Genomic DNA, 23,051 nt, shown 5'->3' with positions numbered 1-23,051 from the left:
TTGATTCCGGAAGAGAGACAGCTTGTTAACACGAAGGCAACATGTGGCCCACCTCACTGCCCTCCGACTTGCTTCCCTGAAAGGCGGCTCACGTGCGTTTCCGCACTCCCCTCGCCCTCCTCGGGGCCGCGCTGATGGTGCTGGTGGGTCCGCCGCTGCTTTCAAAGGGCAGTGGCGACGACACCGGTACCCAGATACCCGGCCTGCGCTTCATGGTCCCCAACACACCGGGCGGCGGTTACGACATCACAGCCCGCACCCTGGCCAAGAACGCCGAGGACGCCGAGCTCAACCACAACATCGAGGTCTTCAACCTGCCGGGAGCCGGCGGCACCGTCGGTCTCGCCCGCGCCGTCAGCGAGCACGGCAACGGCAAACTCGTGGTCTCCATGGGCCTCGGCGTCGTCGGCGCCGTACGCACCAACAACTCGCACGAGACGCTTGCCGACACGACGCCGATCGCCCGCATCAGCGAGGAGACCGACATCGTGGTCGTCGCCAAGGACTCCCCGTACAAGACGCTCGACGACCTTCTCACGGCATGGAAGAAGGACCCGGCCAAACTCCCCGTCGGCGGCGGCTCGTCGCCCGGCGGACCCGACCACCTCGCGCCCATGCTGATGGCGCGGGCCGCGGGCATCGCGCCGAAGACCGTCAACTACGTCCCCTTCGACGGCGGCGGCGAACTCCTCGCCTCCATCCTCGGCAACAAGGTCGCCTTCGGTGTCTCCGGTCTCGGTGAGTACCGCGACCAGATCGAGGCGGGCGAACTGCGGCTGCTGGCCGTCACCGGCCCCGAGCGGACCCCCGGCATGGACGCGCCCACTCTGCGCGAGGCGGGACTCGACACCGACTTCACCAACTGGCGCGGCATCGTCGCGCCGCCCGGACTGTCCGACGCCCAGCGCGACAAGCTCATCGCCTTCTTCGAGAAGCTGCACGCCACACCTCAGTGGAAGGACTCGCTGAAGAAGAACGGCTGGGACGACGCCTTCCTCACCGGTGACAAATTCGGCGACTTCCTCGCCGCCGAGGACAAGCGCGTGGAATCCGTCCTGAAGGAGCTCGGACTGTGACCACCCAGGCGAACACCCCTCCCAAGGCGGAGACCCCCGCGTCCCGCGGCTGGCTGCGCGAGCACTCCGAACTCGGCGTCAGCCTCATGCTGCTCGTCCTCGGGGTCCTCGTCCTCACCGACGCCCTGACCATGGACGTCGACATCACCCAGCGCGGCCCGGTCGGCCCCAAGACAGTGCCGATCGTCGTCGGCATCGGTCTGCTCGTCATCGCCGCCCTCCTCAGCCTCGACGTCCTGCGCGGCGGCCGGGGCGAGTCCGAGACCGGCGAGGACATCGACCTGAGCGAACCGAGCGACTGGCGCACCGTGTTGCTGCTCGCCGGAGTCTTCCTCGGCAACGCCGTACTCATCGGTCCCCTCGGCTTCCCCATATCCGGGGCGCTGCTCTTCTGGGGCTCCGCGTACGCGCTCGGCAGCCGCCACCTCCACCGCGACCCGCTCATCGCCGCGGGTCTCTCCCTCGTCACCTACTTCCTCTTCAACAACCTGCTCGGCGTCCCCCTCCCCGGTGGCCCGCTGATGGGAGTGATCTAGACCATGGACTCCCTCAACTCCCTGATCGACGGCTTCGGTACGGCGCTCACGCCGATCAATCTCCTCTGGGCCGCGGTCGGCGTACTGCTCGGCACCGCGATCGGCGTCCTGCCCGGCATCGGCCCGGCCATGGCCGTCGCCCTGCTGCTCCCCGTCACCTACGGCCTGGAGCCGACCGGCGCGTTCATCATGTTCGCCGGCATCTACTACGGCGCCATGTTCGGCGGCTCCACCACCTCGATCCTGCTCAACACCCCCGGTGAGAGCGCGGCGGTGGTCGCCGCCATCGAAGGCAATCCGATGGCCAAGGCGGGACGCGGCGCGCAGGCGCTCGCCGCCGCTGCCGGCGGTCACTTCGTCGGCGGCATGATCGGCACGATCCTGCTGGTCGTCCTCGCCCCGACCGTCGCCTCCCTCGCCGTCGACATCGGCGCGCCCGACTACTTCGCGATCATGGTGCTGGCCTTCATCGCCGTCACCTCGGTCCTCGGCTCTTCCCGGATCCGCGGGCTCGCCTCGCTGCTCATCGGCCTCACCATCGGCCTGGTCGGCCTGGACCAGATGACGGGCCAGCAGCGCCTCACCTTCGGCACGCTCGAACTCGCGGACGGCATCGACGTCGTGATCGTCGCCGTCGGTCTCTTCGCGATCGGCGAGGCCCTGTGGGTCGCCGCGCACCTGCGGCGCTCGTCGGGCGAGCCGGTCCCGGTCGGCCGCCCGTGGCTGGGCAAGGACGACGTACGGCGCACCTGGAAGCCGTGGCTGCGCGGGCCGGCCATCGGCTTCCCGTTCGGCGCGATCCCGGCCGGCGGCGCGGAGATCCCGACGTTCCTCAGTTACGTCACCGAGAAGCGGCTCTCCAAGCACAAGAACGAGTTCGGCAAGGGCGCCATCGAGGGCGTCGCCGGACCCGAGTCGGCCGCGTCCGCCTCGGCGGCCGGAACGCTCGTGTCGATGCTGACCCTCGGACTGCCGACGACCGCGGTCGCCGCCGTGATGCTGGCCGCGTTCCAGCAGTACGGCATCCAGCCGGGACCGCTGCTGTTCGAGCGCGAGTCGGAGCTGGTGTGGGGTCTGATCGCCTCGCTGTTCGTCGGCATGGTGCTGCTGCTGGCGCTGAATCTGCCGCTCGCTCCGGTGTGGGTGAAGCTGCTGCGCATCCCGCGCCCCTACCTCTACGCGGGCATCCTCTTCTTCGCCGCCGTCGGCGCGTACGCGGTCGGTGGAGAGGCCCTCGACCTGGTGATCCTGCTGATCATCGGTCTGATCGGGTTCGGTATGCGGCGCTACGGACTGCCGGTCCTGCCCGCCGTCATCGGTGTCATCCTCGGCCCGGCCGCCGAGCAGCAGATGCGCCGGGCGCTCCAGATCAGCGACGGAAGCGTCACCGGCCTGGTCAACACGCCCTTCTCGGTGACGGTCTACGCCGTGATCGTGCTGATCGTCTGCTGGCCGCTGGTGCGGAAGCTGGTGCTGGGCCGCCGGAAGGGGAGCGAGGAGCCCAAGGTCCCGGCGTAGTACCGCGTCGTACCCACGTCGTACCGCGGTCCTCGATCGCCGGACGGGCTCGACAGCCCGTCCGGCGATCGTGCGTAGGCGCCCGCGCGCCGGTGACCGAAAGCCCGCTGGTCCGAACTGTCGGTGGTGGATGGGACCATCGTCGGATGACCGCGATCGACTGGGACGACGCCGCAGACTCCTTCGACGAGGAGCCCGACCACGGGCTGCTCGATCCGGCCGTGCGCAAGGCCTGGGCCGCCAAGCTCGCCGGCTGGCTGCCGAGCGAGCCGTCCAGGGTGCTCGACCTCGGCTGCGGCACCGGCAGCCTCGCCCTTCTCGCCACCGGGCAGGGGCACCGCGTCACCGCCGTCGACCTCTCGCCGCGCATGGTCGGACTCGCCAGGGCCAAGCTGTCGGGCACGGACACGGAGGTGCTGGTCGGCGACGCGGCCCGACCGCCCGTGGGGGAGCGGACGTTCGACGTGATCATGGCCCGTCATGTGCTCTGGCTGCTGCCCGACCCGGACCGGGCCCTCGCCCACTGGCTGTCGCTGCTGCGCCCCGGCGGACGGCTGCTGCTGATCGAGGGCGTCTGGGCCGGCGCCGGGCTGCCCGCCACCCGCGTCACGATGTCCGTCGCCCCGCTCGTGGAGCGGGTCCAGCACGAACATCTCTCGCCCGACGCCGCGCTCTGGGGCCGCGCCGTCGACGACGAGCGGTACGCGCTGATCGCCCACACCGCCCAGCACCGCCGCCACACGGAAGTCGTCGACGTCCATCTGATCCTGCGCAGGGGCGACGAGGTGCTGCTCGCCCGCCGCTCCGGCACGGGTTACGCGGACGACCTGCTCAACACCCCCGCGGGCCATGTCGAGGACGGTGAGGACGTCCGCGCCGCGATGATCCGCGAGGCGGCCGAGGAGGTCGGCGCCGTCCTGGACCCCGAGGACCTGCGCACGGCCCTGGTCATGCACCACCGGGGTCCGGGCGGGCGCCCGCGCACGGGCTGGTTCTTCGAGGTGCGGTACGACGCGGAGCACGCGCCCTGGGAGCCGTACAACCGGGAGCCGGAGAAGTGCTCGGGTCTCTCCTGGCACCCGCTCGCCGCGCTCCCGGACGACATGGTCGCCTACTGCCGCGCGGGCCTGGAGGCGTATCGCGCGGGGGAGCGCTTCGTCCTCCACTGGCACGAGGACACCGACCCGATCGCCCACGACCCCGCGGGCATCTCGCGCGCGGTCCCGCTGGCCAGGACGGAGCGGGGCGTCAGGACGGCCGGGGGTGAGCGAGGAGGGTCCTGAACGCGCCGTCGGTCACGAGGAGTTCCAGCTCGTCCAGTGCGCGGCGCGCGGCCTCGGCCGCCACCGGGTCGCGGTCGGCGAGGCCGCTCTCCTCGAACTCGTCCTCGTCGAGCCGCAGGATCGTTCCGCCGTCGGCCGACGCCCACAGATCCAGGTCGAGATCCTCGACCAGCAGCTCGTACCGGAGTTCACCCGGTCCGCGACCGCTCACGACCGCCGGCCGGGTCACGTCGCAGTACCAGCCCTTGAGGATGCCGTCGCCCGTGCGGACCTCCTTCACCGCGTACCACCGGTCGCGCCAGTAGTGCTCGGTGAAGACGTCGCCGGGCTCGAAGCGTACGAAGCCGAAGTCCCGTACGCCGTCGGCCGCCCAGGGCGCGCGCACCACCACATGGGTGCCGTCGTCGGCGAGGAGGGAGGCGGGGTAGCAGATCTTCGTACGGCCCGCCTTGACCAGACGCACCTCGACCTGGACGCCGCCGGTGGTCTGTGGTCCGGTCTCAGTCGAGCTTGCGGACATGGCGTACCTCCGAGGCACAGATCTCGTAGCCGAGCCGGGCGTTGACCGCGAGCATCGGCTCGTTCCCGGCGTCGTTGTTCGTGAAGGCGTCCGTGTAACCGGCCGCGCGGGCACGGCGCAGCGAGTCGACCTTGGCGGCCCTGGCCAGACCCCGGCCGCGATGGTCGCGCAGCGTGCCCGTCATGGCCGACAGATAGGTGGTCGCACCGTCCGTGTGGGCGGCGGTGAAGGCCGCGATCCGGCCGTCGGCGACCACGAGGGTGCTGAGTTCGTGGTCCAGACAGGGGTGGCGCCAGGTGTGGTTCAGCCAGTCCTCGTAGTCGTCGAGGTCCGTGCTGATGTCGCCCGGTTCGTCCGACGTGGCCTCGGCGTCGGCCTCGAACACCGACCGCGGGTCGTCGGCGAAGTCCGCCGCCGTCGCCAGGGTGTACCCGGCGGGCAGGTCCAGAGGTTCGAGCTGCGCGCCGGCCGTCAGATCCAGCCGCTGGAAGTGCGCGGTACGCAGCGGCGAGTAGCCCCGGCGCTCGGCGAAGGCGAGACTCGCCGGGACATTGTTGACCCAGGTGAGGAAGGTGGTCGCGCCCACGGCGGTCAGATGCTCCTCGGCGGCCCGCAGGAGCGCCGATCCGACGCCTCGGCCCGTGTGGTCGGGGTGCACATGGGGGTTGAGACGGGCCACACCCGCCTCGTCGCTGTCGTACGCGAGCGCGACATGCGAGGTGCCGACGACCTCCCCGTCGTAATCGGCGACCAGCATGCGGTACTTCGACGCCGGGTGGGCGCTTCGCACGGTGAAGTGCAGAGCCTCCTCGGTCGTGATGGCGGCCTGCACGGAGGCGCGCCGGACACGGACGACGGCGGCGGCGTCCTCGCGGCGGAAGTCACGAACGATCACGGTCATGGAGCGGCACGCTACGCGGGCGCGCCGCCACGACGCCTCTCATTTTCCGCCGGGGAACGCGGCGGCGAACACGGGCGCGGAACACGGGGGATGGGGGACAATCAGCCGTGTGACCTTGAGAATCGCCATTGCCATCGACGACGGAGCCGCTGCCGCCGCCCCGTACGAGCAACTGCGCACCCAGATCTCCGAACTGGCGCGCTCGGGTGCGCTGCCCGTGGGACACAAGCTTCCGACGGTACGCGGCTTCGCCGAGGAACTCGGCCTCGCGGCGAACACCGTCGCCAAGGCCTACCGGGCGCTGGAGTCGGACGGGGTGATCGAGACGCGCGGCAGGAACGGCACGTTCATCGCGGCGGCGGGCGAGGCGGCCGACCGCAAGGCGGCGGCAGCGGCGCAGGAGTACGCGGAGCAGGCGCGGCGGCTGGGGCTGGCCCGGACCCAGGCGCTGTCCCTGGCCGAGGACGCGGTGCGGGCGGCGTACTCGCGCTGACCACCGCGCCGGCCGGCCGAGCAGGGACTCATTTTAGCTCTGAAGGGGAGGAGTCGGTCAAAAGGGATATGCGGGGGTGGGGGCGACTACAGATACAGCCCCGCGTCCGCGCCCTTCGACTGGCCGGGTACCGATGTCGGGCCGTTGCCGCGCCGCAGCGCGAACAACTCGGCCAGCGTCGCGCCCTCCCGGCCCACCTTGCCCTCCCAGTCGCCCTCCTCCCGGCTCAGCCAGCTCTCCGCTTCCCGGCGGGTCAGCGAGCCGACCTCGATACGGGCCAGACAGCGGCCGGGCCTGACGACCGCCGGGTGCAGCCGCTCCAGGTCCTCGTTGGTCGTCACGCCCACCAGGACGTTCCTGCCCTGGCCGAGCAGTCCGTCGGTGAGGTTCAGCAGCCGGGAGAGCGCCTGGCCCGCCGTGTGCTTGGCCTCGCCGCGGATCAACTCGTCGCAGTCCTCCAGGAGCAGCAGCCGCCAGCGGCCCTTCGCCGAGCCCTCGTCCTCCCCGATGGCGATGTCCATCAGATAGCCGACGTCGTTGAACAGCCGCTCCGGGTCCAGGACGCAGTCGACCTGGCACCAGTCCCGCCAGGACCGGGCCAGCGTCCGCAGCGCCGACGTCTTCCCGGTGCCGGGCGGGCCGTGCAGCAGGAGCAGCCGGCCGGCGATGTCGTCCGGTGTCACCTTCATGAGCCGGTCCATGGCGTCCGCCACCGGCGCCGTGTAGTTGGCCCTGACCTCGTCCCAGGTGCCCGCCGCGATCTGCCGGGTCGTCCGGTGCGGGCCACGGCGCGGCGACACGTACCAGAACCCCATCGTCACGTTCTCGGGCACCGGCTCCGGCTCGTCCTGCGCGCCGTCGGTGGCCAGGGCGTGCACCTTCTCGGCGAGTTCGGAGGTGGTCGCGGTCACCGTGACGTCCGCGCCCCTGTTCCAACGGGAGACCAGCAGTGTCCAGCCGTCGCCCTCGGCGAGCGTGGCGCTGCGGTCGTCGTCACGCGCCGAGCGCAGCACGGTGGCGTCCGGCGGCAGCAGGGAGACGCCGGACTTGACGCGGTCGATGGAGGAGCTGTGCGAGTGCGGCTGCTCGCCCGTCGCGAAACGGCCGAGGAAGAGCGCGTCGACCACGTCCGACGGCGAGTCGCTGTCGTCGACGTTGAGCCGAATCGGCAGGGCGTCCTGAGGCTTGGCAGACATGGCGCCCATGATCCGGCACACGCGCCCCCGGCGCACGGTGTTTTGCCCGGTGACGCCCCGGTCCGTCAAGTCCCCGTTCAAGCCAGTTCGAGCGGTATACGCGCGTCCATCAGCAAGTTGTCACCGGATCTATTTGGCATGAGCACTTCCAGTGAAGTCCCGTGCCTGGTACGAACGTTGAGGCAGAGATCCTGCTCAATGGAGGTTCCATGAAGCTGTCCAGATTCGCCGCGCTCTCGTCCTCACTCCTGCTCGGTGCCGTCCTCGCGTTCACCGGCGCGGGCCAGGCCCAGGCGGCCGAGGCGGCGGCGCTCGACTACGTCGCCCTCGGCGACTCCTACTCCTCCGGCCTCGGGGCCGGCTCCTACGACAGCGGCAGCGGCGACTGCAAGCGCTCCAGCAAGGCCTACCCGGTTCTCTGGGCCGTCACCAACGCACCCTCGTCGTTCGCCTTCACGGCTTGCTCGGGCGCTCGTACGGGTGATGTGACCGGCAGTCAGCTCGGCCCCGTGAACTCCGGGACCGATCTCGTCAGCATCACGGTCGGCGGCAACGACGCGGGCTTCGCCGACGTCATGACCACCTGTGTCCTCCAGTCCGAGGCCACCTGTGTGGCGCGCGTGAACACGGCGCGCGCCTATGTCGACTCGACGCTGCCCGGCCAACTGGACTCCGTGTACAACGCGATCAGCGCCAAGGCGCCGGCCGCGCAGGTCGTCGTCATCGGCTACCCCCGCTTCTACCAGCTCAACGGCACCTGCGTGGCGGGCCTCAGCGAGGTCGAGCGCAGCGCCATCAACGGTGCCGCCGACCATCTGAACTCCCTGCTCGCCAAGCGCGCCGCCGACCACGGCTTCCGCTTCGCGGACGTCACCGGCCCCTTCACCGGTCATGAGATCTGCTCGCCGGCGTCCTGGCTGCACAGCGTGAATTGGTTGAACATCGGCGAGTCCTACCACCCCACGGCACAGGGCCAGTCGGGTGGATATCTGCCGGCCTTCTCTTCGGCCGTCTGACCCAATCGCGGATCGTACGAACTGACCGCGACACGGATGACCGGTCCGCCCGTCCCCCCGGGCGGGCGGACCGGAGTCTGACGTTCGACGTGGTCGAACTGTTCAGTGGTCGTTTGTCCAACTCGCCCTGGAATACAATGGATTCACTGGGCGGGGTGCATCCCCGAAGGGATGCTGTCAATCCCCGAGGCGGGATACACGAGTGTCCTACGGGGGCGATAGGGTTAACCTGCCCGAGCCGGGTGCCCTCGTACGGGTGGGGAGTGACATGGATCAGATAACGGTGCACAGCAGGGCGCGAGTCCCTGCCATCACATGTGGGAGCAGCGCGACCAGTTCACGGCTCGACCGCCATCTCTCGGTGCTCGGCGGCCCTGCCGTCCCGCAGCGCGAGGCAGCCGAGGCGACCATGCTGATGCGGGAGTTGACCTCGCGGGACGAGGTACGGACCCGTAAGAGCAAGAGCGCGCGTGTCTCCCTGTTCGCACCGCTCAGGCGGCTGCGACGGTCCCTCTTCGGCAGCCGCCGCTGATCCCATCCGGTCGGCGCTCGCCGACCTCCGGACAGCGCTCGGACGATCACACCGTCCCGACGCAGCGCCGCGCTCCGCTCGCCCGTCACTCCCAGGGCCCGCGGCGGTGCGTCGGTGTGCTCGCCGAGTGCCGGCTCCGTTGTCGGCTGTGTCCCCCGACGGTGTCGCCCTCTCACCACCCGGCAAGGTGAACCGGCGGCACAACAGGGCGGGGGTACACGGCTATTCGCCGCTCCTGGTGTATCTGCGGACCGTCAGCGGCACGAACACCACCAGGGTCACCACACCCCAGAGCAGCGCGCCCGCCACGGGGTTGGCCGACGGCCAGGCCGCGTCGGCGCTCGGCGACGCGTTGCCGCACAGATCGCGTACGGCCGCCGCGACGGCGCTGATCGGGTTCCACTCGGTGACCACGCGGAGCCAGCCCGGCAGGCCGTCGGTGGGGATGTACGCGTTCGAGAGCAGCGGCAGGACGAAGGTGACGCTGCCCAGTTGACCGGCGATCTCCTCGTTGCGGATGAGCAGCCCGAGATACGCGCCGACCCAGTTGGCCGCGAAGCGGAACAGCAGCAGCAGACCGAAGGCCCCGAGCGCGCCCGGCAGACCGCCCTCGATCCGCCAGCCCACCGCGAGACCCACCAGCACCAGCGGCACCATGCCGACCGCCGTGGTGAGCAGATCGGCCGAGGTCTGGCCCAGCGGTACGGCGACCCGGCTCATCGGCATCGTGCGGAACCGGTCCATCACGCCGCGCTGCGCGTCCTGCGAGGACTGGAACATGCCGGTCATGATGCCGCCGGCCGCCGTCGCCGCGAGCAACCCCGGCACCAGGAAGGCCCGGTACTCCTGGCCCGGTGTCGCGAGCGCGCTGCCGAAGACGAAGCCGAAGAAGAGCAGCATCGTGATCGGCATGGTCTGGGTGAGGATCACCACGCCGGGGGAGTGCCTGATCCGCCGGAGATGGCGGCCGAGGACGGCCGTGCTGTCGTAGGCGACGGTGCTCATGCGGCGCTCTCCTCGATGCGTGCGGGCGTGGTCGTACGGGCGGTTCGGCGCTCGGCGCCGCCGGTCAGGCGCAGGAACACCTCGTCCAGCGTCGGCGGGCGCAGGCTCGCGTCGACCACCGGCACCCCGGCCGCGTCCAGCTCCCGGACGATCCGGGGGAGGGTGAGCGTGCCGTCGGCCGCCACGACGCCCACCGCCCGGCGCTCCCGGTCGATCACCGGCTCGGCGCCGGTCAGTTGGTCGAGCACGCCCGCCGCGGTGAGAAAGGCCTTCTCCGTGGCGTCCTCGGCCACCACCACCTCCGCGTACGACCCGATACGGGCCTTCAGCTCGGCGGGCGTGCCCCGGTGCGCCGCCCGGCCGTGGTCGATCAGCACGATGTCGTCGGCCAGTTGGTCGGCCTCCTCCAGATACTGGGTGGTGAGCAGGACGGTCGTGCCTTCGTCGGCCAGCTCGCGCACCGCCGTCCAGATCTGGCCGCGGCTCTGCGGGTCGAGCCCGGTCGTCGGCTCGTCGAGGAAGAGCACCCGCGGCCTGGTGAGCAGGCTGGACGCCAGGTCGAGTCGGCGGCGCATCCCGCCGGAGTAGGTGCGGGCGGCCCGGTCGGCGGCGCCGGTGAGCGCGAACCGCTCCAGGAGTTCGTCCGCGCGGGCCCGGCCCGCCGCTCCCCGCAGCCGCAGCAGTTTCGCGAAGAGCCGGAGATTCTCCCGGCCGGTCAACTCGCTGTCGACGGAGGCGTACTGGCCGGCGACGCCGATCGCCGCGCGTACCGCCGCCGCCTCCTTCACGGTGTCGTGCCCGGCGACGCGGGCGGACCCGCCGTCCGGGCTCGTGAGCGTGGTGAGGACGCGTACGGCGGTGGTCTTGCCCGCGCCGTTCGGCCCGAGCACACCGCAGACCGTGCCGCGGGCGACGGCGAGATCCAGCCCGCGCAGGGCGTGGACCTCGCCGAATCGCTTCTCCAGACCTTCACTAAGTACGGCGTACGTAGTATTCATGCGGCCCACGGTACCTCACTACGTACGGTGTACGTAACTGGGTGCCTGGGGGACAATGGCGGGCGAGGTGATGACCGATGGCGGGGAGACCTGCTGAACCCGAAGTGATCTGGTCGCGTCCCGAGCGTGCCGCTCGTGGCCCGAGGCCCACGCACACCCGTGCCGAGATCGCGGCCGTCGCCGTACGCGTCGCGGACGACGACGGCCTGGACGCCGTCTCCATGCGCCGGGTGGCCGGGGAGCTGGGCAGCGGCACGATGTCGCTGTACAACTACGTGCCGCGCAAGGAGGACCTGTACGAGCTGATGGTCGACCTGATCGCGGAGGAGCACGACCTGCCGGAGCGGCCCACCGGCGACTGGCGGGCCGATCTGACGGGTCTCGCCCACCGGTCACGGGCGATCATGCGGCGTCATCCGTGGATGTCGCGCCTGATGTCGGCGGCCTACGGCTTCAGCCCGAACTCGATGAAGCTCCTCGAATTCAGCCTCTGGTGCCTGGATCCGCTCGACCTGCCCTACGGCCGGAAGGTGGAGCTGGTGGCGATGGTGAACGGCGTCGTCACCACCTACGTCGCCAACGAGATCCAGAGCGCCGAGCGCGTCCGCTCACTTCCCTGGTCGGCCGAGCGTGAGCAGGAGATCCGGACGGCCCATCTGGAGAAGCAGCTCGCCACCGGGCGCTACCCGCGGCTGGCGGCGGCCGTCGGGGAGGACTCGGGGCCGGTCGACATGGAGGCCGTCTTCGACCGGGCGCTGAGCCGGGTGCTGGACTCGTTCGCGCGCGGCTGACACCCCGTCAGCAGCTGCCAACTCACCTCAGACCAGGGCGAACTGGCCGTCCGGGCCCTCCTCGTGGTGGTCGAGCACGGAAGCGGGGCGGCGGGTGGTGTGCGGTACCGGCAGCACTCCGGCGCCGCGCAGCTCGTCCGTGCCGATCACCGGCCCCTCGTCCAGCGCCGCGCTCAACTCCCGCTGGCGGGGCCCCGCTTCGGCGAGGAGCGCGAGCACGGTGATCAGCTCCAGCAGCTCCGAGGTCCACTCCTGCGGCCACGCGCGTGGGCCGATCGCCTCCAGGGTGCCCGGCTCCGGGGTCCCGGCGCGCCGCTCGAACCACAGCTCGATCATCCGCACGCCGCCGACCTGGTAGTCCCACGCCCCGGCCGGTACGGGTGAGATCCGCCCCGCACCGATATGGAGCGTCTCGTCCTCGGAGTCGTAACTGATCGTCGTGGGCCGGGCGGGGACCGCGGCGCGTACGTACGGGCGCCGGCCGCCGGGCAGCCGATGGCGCTCTCCGCCCCGCGCGCCCCGCAGTTGGACGCCGGTCAGCAGGGCACCGAGCGCCACGCCGGTGGTCCACAGATCCGGGTCGGCGGTCAGCGGCACCACACAGCCGCGCGGCGACGGGCGGGCCGCCGCGGCGGCCCAGTCGAGCAACTGGCGCGGGGTGACCTCATGTCCGAGGCGCGCGGTCAGCGACCGGATCAGTCCCGGTGTCAGATTGGGCTCGGCGCCGCCCGGCCGGCGGAACAGCGGCCGGATCCGGCCGGGCCGCCCGGCGGGGGAGCGGCCGTCCGGCAGTAGGGCGCTCACCAGCAGCGCCGGACCCTCGGTTCCCGGCACGAACCCCTGTTCCACGGCGAAGAGCTGACTCTCGTCGGCGACCCGCCACAGCTCCGGCCTGGCCGCGTCGATCAGCCGGTGGTCGGGGATCAGATACCGCTCGTCGAACGGCCCGTGCCCCACCCGCAGCGGCGGCGGACACCGCCCGGACTCCCGCGCGAACCTCCCCGTTCCGGTGAGCTGCCCCGGCAGCGCGGCGACCGCGCTGTGCGGCGTACGGGACCGGGTCGGCCGGAACAGCGCCTCACGCTCGGCACCGGTGGCCCGTATCAGCGTGTCCCAGCGCGCGGTGAGCGAGGCGGCGTCGGGGGCCAGGATCCAGCCGCGGCCGAGCCGCAGCGGTGCTACCGACCAGGGCATGAGGTCGTTCAGCAGTGGGGCCGTCGTGGCCGTCATACGGGCACACCCCTCCGGTCCGTCACGTGCCGTCGGCGAAAGCGTACCGACCGGGTGCGGTGGCCGGTCTCCCCGCTGTGACCGGTCTACCCGCTGTAGCCGGTCAGTCCGTCTCCATCGTGACCGAGAAGGAGAAACGGTCGCCCCGGTAGCGGATCCTGGCCACGTCCACGACCTGGCCCTCCGCGTCGTACGTGACACCCGTGTAGTGCAGGATCGGGCTCAGCAGCGGCACTTGGAGCAGCTCGGCGGTGGCCGGGTCGGCGAGCGTGGCCTCGACCGTGTCCGTGATCCGGCCGATCTTCACCCCCAGCACGTCGCGCAGCACCTTGGTCATCGGCCACCGTTCCAGATCGCCGGGATCCAGCCGGTCCGCGACCTCCGTACGCAGCGCGTTCTCGGCCCAGTTGGTCGGCTCACCGCTCTCGCCGTCGCGGCGCAGCCGTCGGTAGAGCGCCACCTCGCCGACGCCGGGGAAGTACTCGCCCAGTTCGCCGGGCACCGGTGCCCGGCCGTGGCCGATCACCGTCGTCCGCTCGCCCGACTGCTGCGCGACGACCGCGTCGACGGAGCCGAGCAGCCGGCGGGGCGCGCCGCGCCGCGCGCCCGGCTCGATGAACGTGCCGCGCCGCCGGTGCCTGCTGATCAGGCCCTCATGCTCCAGCTCCTTGAGTGCCTGACGCATCGTCAGGACGCTGACGCCGTAGTGCCCGGCCAACTGCTCCTCCGTGGGCAGACGCAGCGGATCGTGCGGACGCCGGCCGAGTATGGAGGCGCGCAGCGACTGCGAGACCTGGTACCAGAGCGGCAGTTTGCGGTTGAGGACCAGCGAATCGGGTGCGAATGCGGTCACGGCGGGGCTCCGGGTCAGGGTCTGTCGGTGGGGGCCGGTCCGGACGTGGGCCGGAAGTGGCGCTCCAGACCCTGCCACACGTCGTCGTAACCGGTCTGAAGGTGTCCGGCCGTCGCGGCCTGGCTGGTCGCGGTCACCGGCCAGCGCGTCTCGAACATGAACGCCAGACCGTCGTCGATCCGCTGCGGTCGCAGCTCGGCGGCGCCGGCCCGGTCGAACGTCTCCCGGTCGGGGCCGTGCGCCGACATCATGTTGTGCAGCGAACCGCCGCCGGGCACGAAGCCTTCCGCCTTCGCGTCGTACGCGCCCTCGATCAGGCCCATGTACTCACTCATCACATTCCGGTGGAAGTACGGTGGCCGGAAGGTGTTCTCGCCGACCAGCCAGCGCGGCGCGAAGACCACGAAGTCCACTCCCGCCAGTCCGGGAGTGTCGGACGGCGAGGTCAGCACCGTGAAGATCGACGGGTCGGGGTGGTCGTAGCTGATGGTGCCGATCACATTGAAACGGCGCAGGTCGTAGACGTACGGCAGATGGTTGCCGTGCCAGGCGACGACATCGAGCGGGGAGTGGTCGTACGTCGCGGTCCACAGATTCCCGCAGAACTTGTTGACCACCTCGGTCGGGCGCTCGACGTCCTCGTAGGCGGCGACGGGGGCGAGGAAGTCCCGTGCGTTCGCGAGTCCGTTGGCGCCGATCGGGCCGAGGTCGGGGAGGGCGAAGGGGCTGCCGTAGTTCTCGCAGACGTAGCCGCGTGCCGTCTCGTCCAGCAGTTCGACCCGGAAGCGCACGCCGCGCGGGATGAGGGCGACCTCGCCGGGACGGGCGGCGAGCAGGCCGAACTCCGTGGCGATCAGCAGCCCGCCGTGTTCGGGGACGATCAGCAGCTCACCGTCGGAGTCGCTGAACACCCGGTCGGTCATGGGGGAGTTGGCGTGATACAGGTGCACGGCCATGCCCGTGCGCTGCGCGGCGTCGCCGTTCCCGCCGAGCGTCCAGAGGCCCGCCAGAAAGTCCGTGCCGGGCGCGGGGGCCGGCAGCGGGTTCCAGCGCAGCCGGTTGGGGTCGGGCACCGACTCGGTGAACGGCGCGCCGCGCAGGGCCCCGTTGTCGGTCCGGGTGAACGGCGGGTGCGCCGCCGAGGGGCGGATCCGGTAGAGCCAGGAACGGCGGTTGTGCGCGCGGGGCTCGGTGAACGCGGTGCCGCTCAGCTGCTCCGCGTACAGGCCGAGCGGGGCTCTCTGCGGCGAGTTGCGTCCCACGGGCAGGGCGCCGGGCACGGCCTCGGAGCTGTGCTCGTTGCCGAAGCCGGTGGCGTACGCCAGGCTTCCGGCCGTCTTCCTCGCCTGCTCGATGCCGCTCATCGTCGCTCCCCGTTTCACGGTCGTTCCCGATCACTGAATCCTATGGGTCACCGTAGGATTCCGGCAGTGGCGCGTCAACGGGGACTGGCCGCGTTGGCCGAAAGAGACGTCCGTGCCGACTCGGGGAACCGAAGTGCGGTCGCCCGTCTCGAACAGCGGCCGTCGGCGAGGGAGACTCGAAGGGCCGCGACCACCGCGCCTCTCGCCGAAGGGTGGCCAGCCCGTGTACGGAGTCAGCGCCGACACCCACGACGGCCTCCGCAGGATCCCCGTGCAGCGGCGCAGCGCGGCGCGCCTCGCCCGGATCCTCGACGCCTGCGCCGAACTGCTGGACGAGACCGGCTACGAGGAGTTGTCCACCCGTGCCGTCGCCACCAGGGCGGGTGTGCCGATCGGCTCCGTGTACCGCTTCTTCGGCAACAAGCGCGCCATGGCCGACGCGCTCGCCCGGCGCAATCTGGACAGCTATGCGGGACGTATCGAGCGGCGGCTCGCCGCGATCCCCGCCGCCGACTGGCGGGCGGCGATCGACGCCGTGCTGGACGAGTACCTCGCCATGAAGCGCACCGTGCCCGGCTTCGGCCTGGTCGACTTCGGTACCAGGGTGCCGGCGGGAGTGTCGGATCCGCCGGACCCGGCCGACGCGGATGCCGGGCCGACCGCCGGCGGCGAAGCGGAGTCCGACGCCAACCATCGCGTCGCGGACCGCCTCACCACGCTGCTCGCCGCGCATCTGCGCCGCGCCCCGGACGCCGCGCTGCGCCGGATGGTGCTGGTCGCCGTCGAGGCGGCGGACGCGCTGTTCCAACTCGCCTTCCGTACGGACGCGTCGGGTGATCCCGGCATCATCGCCGAGACGCGGGAGCTGGTCCGCGCGTATCTGGCCCGGACGCTGGGCTGACGGCCTCCGGGGGCCGGACCCCGGAGGCCCGTACGGCACCGGGGCACGCACCACCGGCCGCCCCCTTCCCTCATCCGTACCGGTCGGTATGCTCGGGGGGCTCCCGCGCCGTCGCCGCCGCTCCTGGAGGACCCATGCCGCCCACCACCGGCCCCGCCCGCACCGCGCTGCGCGTCTGCCCGCTCTGCGAGGCCACCTGCGGACTGACCCTCACCATCGAGGGGACCACGGTCACTGGTGCGCGCGGCGACCGCGACGACGTGTTCAGCAAGGGTTTCATCTGCCCCAAGGGCGCCTCCTTCGGCGAGCTGGACGCCGACCCCGACCGGCTGAGGACCCCGCTGATCCGGGTGAACGGCGAGCTGAGGGAGGGGAGTTGGGACGAGGCGTTCGACCTGATCGCCGACCGGCTGCGCCCGCTGATCGAGGAGCACGGACCGAACTCCGTCGGCGTCGTCCTCGGCAACCCCAACGTCCACACAATGGCCGGCGCCCTCTATCCGCCGGTCCTGCTGGGCATCCTCCGCACCCGTAACCTCTTCACCGCGTCCACCCTCGACCAGATGCCGAAGCACGTCTCGTCCGGCCTGCTCTTCGGCGACGCCTTCGCGATCCCCGTACCCGACCTGGACCGCACCGACCATCTGCTGCTCCTGGGCGCCAACCCGCTCGACTCCAACGGCAGTCTCTGCACCGCGCCCGACTTCCCCGGCAAGCTCAAGGCCCTGCGCCGGCGCGGCGGCACCCTCACGGTGGTCGACCCGCGCCGTACCCGCACCGCGCGCCTCGCCGACCGGCATCTCGCCATCCGGCCGGGCACCGACGCGCTGCTGCTCGCCGCCCTCGTCCAAGTCCTGTTCGAGGAACGGCTCACCGACCCCGGCGCCCTCACCGACCACCTCGAAGGACTCGACGAACTCCAGGCGCCGGTACGGGACTTCACGCCCGAAGCCGTCGCGGCGGCCTGCGACCTGGACGCCTCGATGATCCGCACCCTGGCACGCGAACTCGCGGCGGCGCCCACCGCCGCCGTCTACGGACGCATCGGCAGCTGCACCGTCGAGTACGGCACGCTCGCCAGCTGGCTCATCGACGTCCTCAACGTCCTCACCGGCAATCTCGACCGGCCCGGCGGCGCCCTCTTCCCGCTCTCCGCCACCGACCGCGCGCCCCGCCCGGCGGGCCCCGGCAAGGGGTTCGCGCTCGGCCGCTGGGCCAGCAGGGTAGGCGGCCACCCGGAGGCCAAGGGCGAGCTGCCCATCGCCGTCCTCGCGGAGGAGATCGAGACACCCGGCGAGGAGCGGATCCGCGCGGTGATCGCCCTCGCGGCCAACCCCGTGCTCTCCGCGCCCGACGGCAGCCGCCTCGACCGGGCGCTGGCGGGGCTGGACTTCATGGTCAGCGTCGACCCCTACCTCAACGAGACGTCGCGGCACGCGGACGTCGTCCTGCCCCCGCCGCCGCCCTCCCGGAGCCCCCACTTCGACTTCGCCTTCAACGGCTTCGCCGTACGCAACCAGGCCCGCTACAGCCCGCCCGCCGTCCCCCTGGCCGCCGGGTCGATGGACGAGAGCGAGATCCTGGCCCGGCTGGTGCTCGCGGTGGGCGGGATGCACGGAGCGGATCCGTCGGCCGTGGACGACCAGGTCATCGAGCGTACGCTCGGCAAGGCCGTCACCGACCCGCTGTCGCCCGTGCACGGACGCGACACGAAGGAACTCGCCGCCGCACTCACCGGAGCCGGCGGCCCCGAGCGGCGGCTCGACCTGATGCTGCGCCTGGGCCCGTACGGCGACGGCTTCGGCGCCGACCCCGCGGGGCTCACCCTCGCCCGGCTCACCGACCGGCCGCACGGCATCGACCTGGGGCCGCTGAAGCCCCGGATCCCCGGACTCCTCAAGACCCGCAGCGGGCGCGTCGAACTGCTCCCCGCACCGATCGCCGCCGATCTGCCCCGGCTGCGCGCCGCGCTCACCGGCGTCCCCGCGTCCCTGGTGCTCGTCGGGCGCCGCCATCTGCGCTCCAACAACAGCTGGATGCACAACGTGCCGACGCTCAACGGCGGTTCGAACCGCTGCACGGTCCAGGTCCACCCCGCCGACGCCGGGCGGCTCGGTCTCACGGACGGCGGAGCCGCGCGTATCAGCACGGAGGCGGGCGCGATCACGATCCCGGTGGAGATCACCGACACGGTCCGGACGGGGGTCGTGAGCGTGCCGCACGGCTGGGGGCACGACCGGCCGGGGACCAGGATGGCGGTGGCCCACGCGCGGCCGGGCGTCAACGTCAACGAACTGCTCGACGGGAGCCGGCGCGACCCGCTGTCCGGGACGTCCGTGCTCAACGGCTTTCCGGTCGCACTGGCCCCCGCCTGACCAGCGCCCCTTCCTGACCTGGGGTTTTGCGCGTATTGCTCGCGCGTCAACATCTTGTTAACGCCAGGAAACCGCACCTAACGTCATCCGCACCGCCGACTCGGGTGGGAGTTCAAGGGTGAACGTGAGGTATCCCAAATGCTGACAATCCTCGGATTCGTCATGATCGCCACCTTCCTGGTGCTGATCATGACGAAGAAGATGTCGCCGATCGCGGCGCTCGTCCTGATCCCCGCCCTCTTCTGTGTCCTGGTGGGCCAGGGAGCGAAGCTGGGCGACTACGTCATCGAGGGGGTCGGCGACCTCGCGCCGACCGCGGCGATGCTGATGTTCGCGATCGTCTACTTCGGCGTCATGATCGACGTCGGCCTCTTCGACCCGATCGTGCGGGGCATCCTGCGCTTCTGCCGGGCCGACCCGATGCGCATCGTGGTCGGTACCGCGCTGCTCGCGTCGATCGTCTCGCTGGACGGCGACGGTTCGACCACCTTCATGATCACCGTCTCGGCGATGTATCCCCTCTACAAGCGGCTGAAGATGAGCCTGGTCGTGCTGACCGGTGTCGCCGCCACGGCCAACGGTGTCATGAACACCCTTCCCTGGGGCGGGCCCACGGCACGGGCCGCCACCGCGCTGAAGGTCGACGCCACCGACATCTTCGTCCCGATGATCCCCGCGCTCGCCGTGGGACTGCTCGCGGTCTTCGTGCTCGCGTACGTCCTCGGGCTGCGCGAGCGCAAGCGTCTCGGCACGCTCACGCTGGACGAGGTGCTGGAGCCGGGGACGGTGACGGAGAGCGTGACGGAGACCGTCCTGGTCGAGGCCGGCGGCGGCAGCGGCAGCCGCGGCAAGGGAGTTGAGCCGGCCCGTACGGGCGGCGGCGGTGGTGGCGTCTCGTTCGAGAAATCCGACGGCAACGACAACGGCAACGACAACGACGGCCACGAGCCCGCGGACGACGGAGAGTTCCAGGGGCTCGACCCCAACCGCCCGACCCTGCGCCCGCGTCTCTACTGGTTCAACGCCGGACTCACCCTCGCCCTGCTCACCGCGATGATCATGGAGCTCATGCCCATCCCGGTCCTCTTCCTGCTCGGTGCCGCACTCGCCCTCACCGTCAACTTCCCCACCATGGCCGACCAGCGGGCCCGTATCGCCGCCCACGCCGACAACGTGCTGAACGTCTCCGGCATGGTCTTCGCGGCAGCCGTCTTCACCGGCGTCCTGACCGGCACCGGTATGGTCGAACACATGGCTGACTGGCTGGTGGGCGCGGTACCCGAGGGCATGGGCCCGCAGATGGGTCTCGTCACCGGGCTGCTGAGCCTGCCCCTGACGTACTTCATGTCGAACGACGGCTTCTACTTCGGTGTCCTGCCCGTCCTCGCCGAGGCCGGCGCGGCGCACGGGGTCTCCCCGGTGGAGGTCGCCCGCGCCTCGATCGTCGGCCAGCCGCTGCACATGTCGAGCCCGCTCGTCCCCGCCGTCTACGTCCTCGTCGGTATGGCCAAGGTCGAGTTCGGCGACCACACCAGGTTCACCGTGAAGTGGGCCGTACTCACCTCGCTCGTCGTGCTCGCCGCGGCGATACTCTTCGGCACCATCTGATGGCGGGGGAGGCGCGGGACCGACGCTGGCTGCTGCGCCTCGTCATCGCCTTCGCCTTCTCCCAGGCCGCCGTGTCGATGGCACGGCCGGCCGTCTCCTACCGGGCCCTGGCGCTCGGCGCCGACGAGCGCGCGGTCGGTGTCATCGCCGGTGTGTACGCGCTGCTGCCGCTGTTCGCCGCCGTACCGCTCGGGCGCAGGACCGACCGGGGACGCTGCGTACCGCTCCTCGCCTTCGGCGCCGTGTTCATCGGCGTCGGCTGCGGACTGAGCGGTACGGCGGGGTCCCTCGCCGCGCTCGCCGCCTGGAGCGGAGTGATGGGCCTCGGCCATCTCTGCTTCGTCATCGGCGCGCAGTCCGTCGTCGCGCGCCGCAGCGCGCCGGCCGAACAGGACCGCAACTTCGGGCACTTCACCATCGGCGCGTCGCTCGGCCAGCTCGTCGGGCCGGTCGCCGCCGGACTGCTGGTCTCCGGCCAGGACGCCGCGATGGCGCGTACGAGCGCGCTCGCCCTCGTCGTCTCGGCCGGGGTCGCGGCCGTCTCCCTCACCTGCCTGCGGCGGATCGAGCCGCCGCCCGCGCCGGGCGGGCCCGCGAAGGCCGGCCCGCCGGGCGGGAAGAGCGTGCGGAGCGGAAAGAGCCCACGGAGCGGGCAGAGTGCTCCGGGCCGGAAGGCCAGGCGCGGTGGGAAGGCGAAGCGGGTCCGGTCGGCGAAGCCCGGCAAGGTCTCCGTATGGCGCATCCTGCGCACCCGCGGCGTCCCCAGCGGCATCCTCGTCAGCCTGTCCGTGCTCTCGGCGACGGACATCCTCACCGCTTTTCTCCCGGTCATCGGCGAGGAACGCGGCATCTCCCCGACCACGATCGGAGTGCTGCTGAGTCTGCGGGCCGCCGCCACGATCGCCTGCCGTCTGGTGATGACGCCGATGATCCAGCGGATGGGGCGTACGGTCCTGCTCACCGTCTCTTGTCTGCTCGGCGGGCTGCTGTGCGCGGGGATCGCGCTGCCCGTGCCCGTGTGGGGGCTGGCACTGATACTCGCGGCGCTCGGTTTCTGTCTCGGCGTCGGTCAGCCGCTGTCGATGACGACCGTCGTGCGGGCGGCGCCCGCCGAGGCGCGTTCCACCGCCCTCGCGCTCAGGCTCACCGGTAACCGCCTCGGGCAGGTCGCCGCTCCCGCGTCCGCCGGGCTCGTCGCCGGAGTCGCGGGCACGGGAGCGCCGTTCATGATGCTCGGCGCCCTGCTGCTGGGCGCGGCGGGCCTCGGCGCACGCAGCACCCCGCGCGACCCCGCCCCGGCCCCTCCTGCCCCGCCCGCTCCGGCCCCGGCCTCTCCGCCCACCCCTGCGAGCCCAACTCCCGCTCAGGCAAAGGCTTCTGAGAAACCGCCCCTGTAACGCCTCAAGTCATTCCCTGACTCCGCCCAGTCGGCTAACTTCAGGCGTTCCAGGCGCTCATCCTCACCTTCCGGGCGGAATCCTCATGACTCGCGCCATCTCTCTGCACAGTGTCAGCAAGGTGTACGGGCGGACCACACGTGCCGTCGACCGCTTGTCTCTGGACATCGCCCCCGGTGAGTTCGTCGTGCTGCTCGGCCCCTCGGGCTGCGGCAAGTCCACGGTGCTGCGCATGATCGCCGGTCTGGAGGACATCACCGAGGGGGAGTTGCTGCTCGACGGCGAGCGCTCCAATCTCGTGCCGCCCCGCGACCGCGCCATGGCGATGGTGTTCCAGAACTTCGCGCTCTACCCGAACATGACCAACCGCGACAACATCGGTTTCCCCCTCAGCCTGCAGAACCCCCGGCAGGACACCACCGAACGCATCGAGGCCACCGCCCGGATGCTCGGCATCGAGAACCTGCTGGACCGCTACCCCAGCCAGCTCTCCGGCGGCGAGCGGCAGCGCGTCGCGATGGGCCGTGCCATCTCGCGGCGCCCGTCGGCGTTCCTCATGGACGAGCCGCTGTCCAACCTCGACTCCAAGCTGCGTAATCATGTACGGGCCGAAATCGCACAGCTGACCGCCGAGTTGGGGGTCACGACCGTCTATGTGACACATGATCAGGCCGAGGCGATGTCACTCGGCGACCGCGTCGCGGTGATGCGCGGGGGTGTGCTCCAGCAGGTCAGTTCGCCGCGCGACGTGTACGCGCTGCCGCGCAACGTCTTCGTCGCCGCCTTCATCGGCACCCCGCGCATCAACCTCCTCCAGGCCGTCGTCTACGCACCCCTCGAAGGCCGGATGTCGATCGACCTCGGCCGACAGCGCCTGCCGCTGCCCGAACCGCTCAGCCCCGACCACCAGTTGCTCCGGATCCAGCAGGGCCGGAAGATCATCGTCGGGCTGCGCTCCGAGGCGGCGCGCATCGCCCCGCCGAGCCAGGCACGCCCCGGCGAGGTCGCGCTCAGCGGCATCGTCGAGCACATGGAGTACCAGGGGCATGAGGCACTGGTGTATCTCAACACCGGTTCACAGCCCGCCGTGGTGCCCGACCTCGAATCGCCCCGGCTCAGGACGGCCTCGCGCCGCCGCCGTGGCCGTGCCGGGCCCGGTGTGCTGGAGCGGCTGAGGGAGCGGGCAGCCGGCCATGTCCCCGGCCGGGTTCCCGGCAATGTCTCGGGACCGGTCGTGGTGCTGGACGACCCGGAGCCGGAGCCCGCCGCCACGTACACCCCCGACCGTCCCGCGATGACGTCGAGCGACCTCGTGGTGCGGACCGGCCCCGACATGTGGCTGCGTACGGGGGCGCAGGTGCCGCTCCTGGTCGACCTGGAGCATCTGTACGTCTTCGACCACTACGGGCAGCGGATCTGCCCCGCGCCCGCGGACATGCCCGGTCTCGACGTATGAGG

At 71.3% G+C, this 23,051-nt stretch carries 21 protein-coding genes; 13 read left to right on the top strand and 8 right to left on the bottom strand.

Annotation, left to right across the window (positions count from 1 at the left end; translation table 11 throughout):
- Positions 1–92: 92 nt before the first annotated feature.
- The 4 genes from ACIBLA_RS13685 to ACIBLA_RS13670 all read left to right on the top strand — a co-directional run bounded on the left by ACIBLA_RS13685 (position 93) and on the right by ACIBLA_RS13670 (position 4,413).
- On the top strand, positions 93–1,076 hold the full coding sequence (locus ACIBLA_RS13685; protein WP_363240856.1) for a tripartite tricarboxylate transporter substrate binding protein: 984 nt from the start codon (positions 93–95) through the stop codon (positions 1,074–1,076).
- On the top strand, positions 1,073–1,612 hold the full coding sequence (locus ACIBLA_RS13680; RefSeq protein WP_363240857.1) for a tripartite tricarboxylate transporter TctB family protein: 540 nt from the start codon (positions 1,073–1,075) through the stop codon (positions 1,610–1,612). Before ACIBLA_RS13685 ends, ACIBLA_RS13680 begins: the two co-directional genes overlap by 4 nt.
- A 3-nt stretch (positions 1,613–1,615) precedes the next feature.
- On the top strand, positions 1,616–3,130 hold the full coding sequence (locus ACIBLA_RS13675; protein WP_363240858.1) for a tripartite tricarboxylate transporter permease: 1,515 nt from the start codon (positions 1,616–1,618) through the stop codon (positions 3,128–3,130).
- 146 nt (positions 3,131–3,276) lie between these two features.
- On the top strand, positions 3,277–4,413 hold the full coding sequence (locus ACIBLA_RS13670) for a methyltransferase domain-containing protein (RefSeq protein WP_399198631.1): 1,137 nt from the start codon (positions 3,277–3,279) through the stop codon (positions 4,411–4,413).
- Here the strand turns inward: ACIBLA_RS13670 and ACIBLA_RS13665 are convergent.
- The gene (locus ACIBLA_RS13665) at positions 4,379–4,933 is read right to left on the bottom strand and encodes a DUF402 domain-containing protein (RefSeq protein ID WP_399198630.1); all 555 of its coding nucleotides are present in this window, start codon (positions 4,931–4,933) and stop codon (positions 4,379–4,381) included. The genes ACIBLA_RS13670 and ACIBLA_RS13665 overlap by 35 nt on opposite strands.
- The gene (locus ACIBLA_RS13660; RefSeq protein ID WP_399198629.1) at positions 4,914–5,834 is read right to left on the bottom strand and encodes a GNAT family N-acetyltransferase; all 921 of its coding nucleotides are present in this window, start codon (positions 5,832–5,834) and stop codon (positions 4,914–4,916) included. Before ACIBLA_RS13660 ends, ACIBLA_RS13665 begins: the two co-directional genes overlap by 20 nt.
- Before the next feature lie 109 nt (positions 5,835–5,943).
- On the opposite strand from ACIBLA_RS13660, the gene ACIBLA_RS13655 reads away from it, so the two are divergent.
- Positions 5,944–6,327: a GntR family transcriptional regulator gene (locus tag ACIBLA_RS13655; RefSeq protein ID WP_399198628.1), complete on the top strand. Its 384-nt coding sequence runs from the start codon at positions 5,944–5,946 to the stop codon at positions 6,325–6,327.
- Positions 6,328–6,413: 86 nt separating this feature from the next.
- Here the strand turns inward: ACIBLA_RS13655 and ACIBLA_RS13650 are convergent, their stop codons facing one another.
- Positions 6,414–7,523, bottom strand: a complete 1,110-nt coding sequence (locus ACIBLA_RS13650; RefSeq protein ID WP_363240863.1) for a DUF5925 domain-containing protein — start codon at positions 7,521–7,523, stop codon at positions 6,414–6,416.
- 209 nt (positions 7,524–7,732) lie between these two features.
- Between ACIBLA_RS13650 and ACIBLA_RS13645 the strand changes: the two genes are divergently transcribed.
- Positions 7,733–8,539, top strand: coding sequence for an SGNH/GDSL hydrolase family protein (locus tag ACIBLA_RS13645; RefSeq protein ID WP_399198627.1), 807 nt, complete (start codon positions 7,733–7,735; stop codon positions 8,537–8,539).
- Positions 8,540–8,807: 268 nt separating this feature from the next.
- Positions 8,808–9,071, top strand: a complete 264-nt coding sequence (locus tag ACIBLA_RS13640; protein WP_363240865.1) for a hypothetical protein — start codon at positions 8,808–8,810, stop codon at positions 9,069–9,071.
- A gap of 222 nt (positions 9,072–9,293) precedes the next feature.
- Here the strand turns inward: ACIBLA_RS13640 and ACIBLA_RS13635 are convergent, their stop codons facing one another.
- Positions 9,294–10,076, bottom strand: coding sequence for an ABC transporter permease (locus tag ACIBLA_RS13635; RefSeq protein ID WP_363240866.1), 783 nt, complete (start codon positions 10,074–10,076; stop codon positions 9,294–9,296).
- Positions 10,073–11,074 (bottom strand): ATP-binding cassette domain-containing protein, encoded by a 1,002-nt coding sequence (locus ACIBLA_RS13630; protein WP_363240867.1) that lies wholly within the window; start codon positions 11,072–11,074, stop codon positions 10,073–10,075. The genes ACIBLA_RS13635 and ACIBLA_RS13630 overlap by 4 nt, the downstream gene beginning before the upstream one ends.
- Positions 11,075–11,151: 77 nt before the next feature.
- Here ACIBLA_RS13630 and ACIBLA_RS13625 point away from each other — a divergent pair, with 77 nt between their 5' ends.
- Entirely contained in the window at positions 11,152–11,865 is a 714-nt protein-coding gene (locus ACIBLA_RS13625) for a TetR/AcrR family transcriptional regulator (protein ID WP_363240868.1), read from the top strand.
- A gap of 27 nt (positions 11,866–11,892) precedes the next feature.
- Here ACIBLA_RS13625 and ACIBLA_RS13620 read toward each other — a convergent pair whose 3' ends face one another.
- The 3 genes from ACIBLA_RS13620 to hmgA all read right to left on the bottom strand — a co-directional run bounded on the left by ACIBLA_RS13620 (position 11,893) and on the right by hmgA (position 15,312).
- Positions 11,893–13,095: a type ISP restriction/modification enzyme gene (locus tag ACIBLA_RS13620; protein ID WP_399198626.1), complete on the bottom strand. Its 1,203-nt coding sequence runs from the start codon at positions 13,093–13,095 to the stop codon at positions 11,893–11,895.
- 103 nt (positions 13,096–13,198) lie between these two features.
- Positions 13,199–13,948, bottom strand: coding sequence for a GntR family transcriptional regulator (locus ACIBLA_RS13615; RefSeq protein ID WP_363240870.1), 750 nt, complete (start codon positions 13,946–13,948; stop codon positions 13,199–13,201).
- Between the two features lie 14 nt (positions 13,949–13,962).
- Positions 13,963–15,312, bottom strand: a complete 1,350-nt coding sequence (hmgA, locus tag ACIBLA_RS13610) for a homogentisate 1,2-dioxygenase (RefSeq protein WP_363240871.1) — start codon at positions 15,310–15,312, stop codon at positions 13,963–13,965.
- 223 nt (positions 15,313–15,535) lie between these two features.
- Between hmgA and ACIBLA_RS13605 the strand changes: the two genes are divergently transcribed.
- The 5 genes from ACIBLA_RS13605 (at position 15,536) to ACIBLA_RS13585 (ending at position 23,049) form a co-directional block, all read left to right on the top strand.
- Positions 15,536–16,213, top strand: a complete 678-nt coding sequence (locus ACIBLA_RS13605) for a TetR/AcrR family transcriptional regulator (RefSeq protein WP_363240872.1) — start codon at positions 15,536–15,538, stop codon at positions 16,211–16,213.
- A gap of 134 nt (positions 16,214–16,347) precedes the next feature.
- Positions 16,348–18,588 carry a molybdopterin oxidoreductase family protein gene (locus ACIBLA_RS13600; protein WP_399198625.1) on the top strand — a complete coding sequence of 747 codons (2,241 nt, stop codon included), beginning with the start codon at positions 16,348–16,350 and terminating at the stop codon, positions 18,586–18,588.
- A gap of 138 nt (positions 18,589–18,726) precedes the next feature.
- A complete protein-coding gene (locus ACIBLA_RS13595) occupies positions 18,727–20,196 on the top strand; it encodes a CitMHS family transporter (protein WP_399198624.1) in 1,470 nt (489 codons plus the stop codon).
- Positions 20,196–21,593 (top strand): MFS transporter, encoded by a 1,398-nt coding sequence (locus ACIBLA_RS13590; protein ID WP_363240876.1) that lies wholly within the window; start codon positions 20,196–20,198, stop codon positions 21,591–21,593. The genes ACIBLA_RS13595 and ACIBLA_RS13590 overlap by 1 nt, the downstream gene beginning before the upstream one ends.
- Positions 21,594–21,678: 85 nt before the next feature.
- Positions 21,679–23,049, top strand: a complete 1,371-nt coding sequence (locus ACIBLA_RS13585) for an ABC transporter ATP-binding protein (protein ID WP_363240877.1) — start codon at positions 21,679–21,681, stop codon at positions 23,047–23,049.
- Positions 23,050–23,051: the final 2 nt, after the last annotated feature.

The sequence above is a fragment of the Streptomyces sp. NPDC050433 genome, assembly GCF_044458565.1.
In the GTDB taxonomy this organism is placed as follows: Bacteria; Actinomycetota; Actinomycetes; order Streptomycetales; family Streptomycetaceae; genus Streptomyces.
Note: the sequence above shows the minus strand (reverse complement) of the source record. Positions and strands in the feature narration are given on the sequence as shown.